Source organism: Prevotella micans F0438, from assembly GCF_000243035.1.
In the GTDB taxonomy this organism is placed as follows: Bacteria; Bacteroidota; Bacteroidia; order Bacteroidales; family Bacteroidaceae; genus Prevotella; species Prevotella micans.
Genome location: NZ_JH594523.1, coordinates 354,800 through 359,856, shown reverse-complemented (window position 1 = coordinate 359,856; position 5,057 = coordinate 354,800). Strand labels below are relative to the sequence as shown.

Here is a 5,057-nt window from a genome sequence, read left to right as displayed (position 1 = left end):
TCTTGAGACATCATCGTAGTGCTATTTTGCTGCATTTATAAATGCAATGCAGCATCGTAGCAATATTTTGGTGTATAAATAATCTTGAGACATCATCGTAGTGCTATTTTGCTGCATTTATAAATGCAATGCAGCATCGTAGCAATATTTTGGTGTATAAATAATCTTGAGACATCATCGTAGTGCTATTTTGCTGCATTTATAAATGCAATGCAGCATCGTAGCAATATTTTGATGCATTAATAAATATATTGCAGCATCGTAGCAATATTTTAATGCATTAATAATTGTTTCGCATCATCGTAGTTCTATGATGATGCGAAAATAGCAGCGGGAGGTTAAGCTAAGAGATGGATTGAGCTGCTGAGCAATGGAGACTCGGCTCCATGGACGAAAACAACCATGAAGCCGAGCTCCTGCACATTATATAGTCTGTTTTTTCTACTGTTTACATCTTCCTCGCTACGATTGTAATACCGGTAAGATGCCGTCTATATTTACGGAAACAACTACGCATACGTAGTACGGCCTGTCGGGCATTCCTATTGAACAACATACGAAGCTGTATGAGCAAAAACCTCCACAGGCCTTCGTCATCAATCATGCGTTTAGGTTCCAAGAGTAGCATACCATTTTCATAAACATACTCCACTTGCATTCCATGTCTACCGAGTAGCTCTTCCCACTCTCTGCGGGTTAGAGGGTGAACACTGGTGCGTATGCCCATTTGCAGTTCATGGCGTATTTCACGCTTCTTTTCATCACTGATTTCCGCCGGTTGGAGGGCTATTTCGTGTATGCCATACCGTCCTCCTGGCTTTAGAATCCTGGCTGCTTCGGCCACGATAGCATCTTTTTTCTCCATAGATTGCATCGTAAGCATGGCCTCGCCATACACTTTCGTCGCGTACGAATCAGGCAGTCCCGTATCTGCAGCATTACCTGTTACGACATTCAAGGCGGGATATGCCGGTTCTACATTTCGTCTGACAAGGGCTGCAGCCTCTTCATTCAGTTCCACGGCTGTGTACGAACGTGGTTTCTTCGCAACCGTCAGTCGTGCCGTATAGCCCAATCCCGGTGCAAATTCCACAACATCGTCGTCGGTACTTACATTGAGTTTCTCTAACATCTTACGAGTCATTTCCATGCCGCCGGGTCTTAGTATACGTTTGCCGAGCCTGGCCAACACCCAATGTCCTTGCATAGCATCCATTTTCTTCTCTGTCATTGCCATATCATTTTAAAAATTAGTTGCTCATAAAGATAGCCGGCTCTATAGGCCCCCAGGATAACAAATGTTACTTCCGCACTGTAAATCATAATCTTTGAGTAATACTTCTTGGAAAAGACAACAATTAATATCCATCAATACTTGCTTGTGGGTATTCTCATACCGGCTATTCCGCTCCCATGGAACCGGGGTATGGTTAGTTATGCCGAAACACGTATAATTATGAACATCTACTTACTTTTGCATGCAGAAGTTTATAATACACAGACTCATGATTATAAAGAAAAAAAGATGGCACTGCCTGCCAGGACAGAAACCCACTGAAATGGACATCAAAATAATGGAACTTGAAAAGCGGGGAAAGCTAGTGCCAACACGCAACCTGATTAAAACTCCTGAACAAATCGAAGGAATCAGACGAAGTGGCGTGGTTAACACCGGATGCCTCGACGCTGTGGCCGAGGCTATTCATGCGGGAATGAATACGCAGGAAATCGACAATATTTGTATGCAATATTGCAAAGAACACAACGCAACGCCAGCATGCCTCAACTATGAAGGCTTCCCCAAAAGCGTGTGCACAAGTATAAACGAAGTAGTGTGCCATGGAGTTCCGAAAGAAGAAGACGTACTGAAAGAAGGCGACATAATCAACGTCGATATGACCACGATTGTAGATGGATATTATGCTGACGCCAGCCGAATGTTCATCATCGGAAAAACATCGCCCGAAAAAGAACAACTCGTTAGAGTAACACGCGAATGCCTCGAAATCGGAGCCGAAGCAGCTAAACCCTACGGCTTCGTAGGCGACATAGGACATGCTATCGAAAAGCATGCAAAGAAATATGGCTACGGAGTGGTGCGCGACCTGTGCGGACATGGCGTAGGACTCGAATTCCACGAAGACCCGGAAGTAAGTCACTACGGACATCGAGGCACCGGAATGGTACTCGTCCCCGGAATGGTATTCACCATCGAACCAATGATAAACATGGGAACCTGGCGCGTATTCCTCAATGCCGACGACCCGTTCGGATGGGAAATCATCACAGGCGACGAACTCCCATCGGCCCAGTGGGAACACACATTCGTGATGACCGAACACGGACTGGATATTCTGACACACTGAAAATGAATAATCCAAATATCTATATTCTAGGCATCGAAAGCAGTTGCGACGACACCAGCGCAGCCGTTATGCGGAATAGAGTTATTCTTAGCAATGTCACAGCTTCACAGGAGATTCATAAAGCCTATGGCGGAGTAGTTCCCGAACTGGCATCGCGAGCTCATCAGGAAAATATCGTTCCGGTGGTCGACCAAGCAATAAAACGCGCCGGAATCGAAAAAGAACAGCTCTCGGCAGTAGCTTTCACACGCGGACCGGGTCTGATGGGCAGCCTGCTCGTCGGCGTTAGCTTCGCAAAAGGATTCGCCCGCTCACTGGGCATACCACTGATTGATGTAAACCATCTACAAGGACACGTGATGGCGCACTTCATAAAAGAAACCGACGACGACGAACATAATCCCCCCTTTCCGTTTATTTGCCTGCTGGTGTCGGGAGGAAACTCGCAAATCGTGAAAGTAAACGCCTATAACAATATGGAAGTACTCGGACAAACCATCGACGACGCTGCCGGCGAAGCAATCGATAAATGCTCCAAAGTTATGGGACTGGGATATCCCGGTGGACCGATAATCGACAAACTAGCTCGACAGGGCAATCCACTCGCCTTTAAATTCGCCGAACCAAACGTGCCAGGCTTCGATTATTCTTTCTCCGGCTTGAAAACATCTTTCCTCTATAACCTAAGAGAATGGACCGACGGCACCCCCGACTTCATCGAACTCCACAAAGAAGATTTAGCCGCCAGCCTAGAACACACCATCGTAAAAATCTTAATGAAAAAACTCCGTCGAGCAGTCGAGTCAACCGGAATAAAACACGTAGCCCTGGCCGGCGGAGTATCTGCTAACAACGGCCTGCGAAACTCTTTCCACGAACACGCCGAAAAATATGGATGGACAATCTATATTCCCAAATTCAGCTACACAACCGACAATGCAGCAATGATAGCCTGTGTCGGAACATATAAATACAACGACGGAAACTTTGCCGACATAAGCATTCCCGCCTTCAGCAAAGTAACCTTCGAATAAAAAACTATTCTATATGGAATTTGAAAGTAAAATAATATCTCGCCAGATAGGCGACATCCTCTACTCATCAGGATTGACAATCGGAACAGCCGAAAGCTGCACTGGCGGACGAATCAGCGAAGCATTAATAGCCATTCCAGGCGCCTCCGATTATTTCAAAGGCGGCATCGTTTCCTACACCGACGAAATCAAAGAAAAACTCCTCGGCGTATCACACCAACTGCTACAAGAGCAAACAGCCGTGTGCGAAGAAGTAGCAAAACAAATGGCTCTAGGCGCAATCAAAACACTCGGCGTAGACTACGCAATCTCATCGACAGGCATTGCCGGCCCAGGAGGCGGCTCAGCCGAACACCCCGTCGGAACAATGTGGCTCGCCTACGGCAGCAAAGACGATATCCGCACATTATTACTCACCGAAGACTTCGGAAGAGACATAAATCTGGCCATAGCAACCAACAAAGCAATACACCTCATGCTTGACTATTTAAACGAGCAACACTCTAAGGAATAGAGGTTTCTATCTCTCCAAAAAAACTTAATTCAAAGGATAAACATAATGCATGATTTCCGTATCAGGATTTTTTATGTAATTTTGCGTCCTGTTTGGAATAGACTTAAAATAACGAATAACAAAACGAACGATAGCAATGTCTAAGATTTGTCAAATCACAGGAAAGAAGGCACAGATAGGATGTAATGTGTCTCACTCGAAGCACCGCACCAAGCGTAGTTTTGATGTAAATCTGTTCAGCAAGAAATTCTTTTATGTTGAGGAAAGCTGCTGGATAGAATTGAAGATTAGTGCAGCCGGCCTTCGGTTGATTAATAAGGTTGGGCTCGATGCAGCCTTAAAGCATGCTGTTTCTAAAGGCTATGTCGATTGGAAAGACATTAAAGTGATAGGAGATTAAAATATCATGGCAAAGAAAGCAAAAGGAAATAGAGTTCAGGTCATTTTGGAATGCACCGAGATGAAGAACAGCGGCATGCCCGGCACAAGTCGTTATGTGACGACAAAGAATCGCAAGAACACGCCGGAGCGTTTGGAGCTGATGAAATACAATTCCATCTTGAAGAAGATGACTCTTCATAAGGAAATCAAGTAATCCGAACTTGTATTTAATTAATAGTTAAAACATAAAGGAACTATGGCAAAGAAAGCGGTTGCTACCCTCCACGAAGGTTCTACGGACGGGCGAGCATATACGAAAGTTATTAAGATGGTTAAGAGCCCGAAGACCGGCGCTTACATTTTTGACGAACAAATGGTGCCCAATGAGGCAGTGAAAGACTTCTTTAAGAATTAAGTTGTCTTCTAGATTTAATATAATAGAAAGAAGGTTGCCTACGAGTAGGCAACCTTCTTTTTCGTATATCTTGATAGGGAAAGATGTGAGAAGCTTATTGAGGATTCTGTATAGTTCTCTTCAACTTTTACTCAAAATAAAAAAGATTGTTCTCTTTTTTGCCTAATCGAAATGGACTAATTACTTTTGCCGCCATGAGTAATCGGTTCTCCTTTTATTATAGTAACACAGCAGCGCGAGAGAAAGTCACTTCTTCCGTGTTTTTTAACGTTATATTCTTGGCGGACTCCAGAAAAGTGCTAACACACACACACACACACACACACACACACACACACACACACACA

7 protein-coding genes are annotated in these 5,057 nt (G+C 44.5%); 6 read left to right on the top strand and 1 reads right to left on the bottom strand.

Features of this window, described 5'->3' with window-relative positions; genetic code table 11:
* Nucleotides 1-448 precede the first annotated feature (448 nt).
* Nucleotides 449-1,231: a class I SAM-dependent methyltransferase gene (locus HMPREF9140_RS09320; RefSeq protein WP_018572311.1), complete on the bottom strand. Its 783-nt coding sequence runs from the start codon at nucleotides 1,229-1,231 to the stop codon at nucleotides 449-451.
* A gap of 274 nt (nucleotides 1,232-1,505) precedes the next feature.
* On the opposite strand from HMPREF9140_RS09320, the gene map reads away from it, so the two are divergent.
* The 6 genes from map (at nucleotide 1,506) to HMPREF9140_RS10385 (ending at nucleotide 4,710) form a co-directional block, all read left to right on the top strand.
* Entirely contained in the window at nucleotides 1,506-2,366 is an 861-nt protein-coding gene (map, locus tag HMPREF9140_RS09315) for a type I methionyl aminopeptidase (protein WP_018572312.1), read from the top strand.
* 2 nt (nucleotides 2,367-2,368) lie between these two features.
* Complete coding sequence (gene tsaD, locus HMPREF9140_RS09310) at nucleotides 2,369-3,400, top strand: tRNA (adenosine(37)-N6)-threonylcarbamoyltransferase complex transferase subunit TsaD (protein WP_006953534.1); 1,032 nt, start codon at nucleotides 2,369-2,371, stop codon at nucleotides 3,398-3,400.
* Between the two features lie 13 nt (nucleotides 3,401-3,413).
* The gene (locus HMPREF9140_RS09305; protein ID WP_006953533.1) at nucleotides 3,414-3,914 is read left to right on the top strand and encodes a CinA family protein; all 501 of its coding nucleotides are present in this window, start codon (nucleotides 3,414-3,416) and stop codon (nucleotides 3,912-3,914) included.
* Between the two features lie 136 nt (nucleotides 3,915-4,050).
* Nucleotides 4,051-4,314: a 50S ribosomal protein L28 gene (gene rpmB / locus HMPREF9140_RS09300; protein ID WP_006953532.1), complete on the top strand. Its 264-nt coding sequence runs from the start codon at nucleotides 4,051-4,053 to the stop codon at nucleotides 4,312-4,314.
* A 6-nt stretch (nucleotides 4,315-4,320) separates the two neighbouring features.
* Nucleotides 4,321-4,509, top strand: a complete 189-nt coding sequence (rpmG, locus tag HMPREF9140_RS09295) for a 50S ribosomal protein L33 (protein WP_006953531.1) — start codon at nucleotides 4,321-4,323, stop codon at nucleotides 4,507-4,509.
* Between the two features lie 42 nt (nucleotides 4,510-4,551).
* Entirely contained in the window at nucleotides 4,552-4,710 is a 159-nt protein-coding gene (locus HMPREF9140_RS10385; protein WP_006953530.1) for a DUF4295 domain-containing protein, read from the top strand.
* The last annotated feature ends 347 nt before the right edge of the window (nucleotides 4,711-5,057 follow it).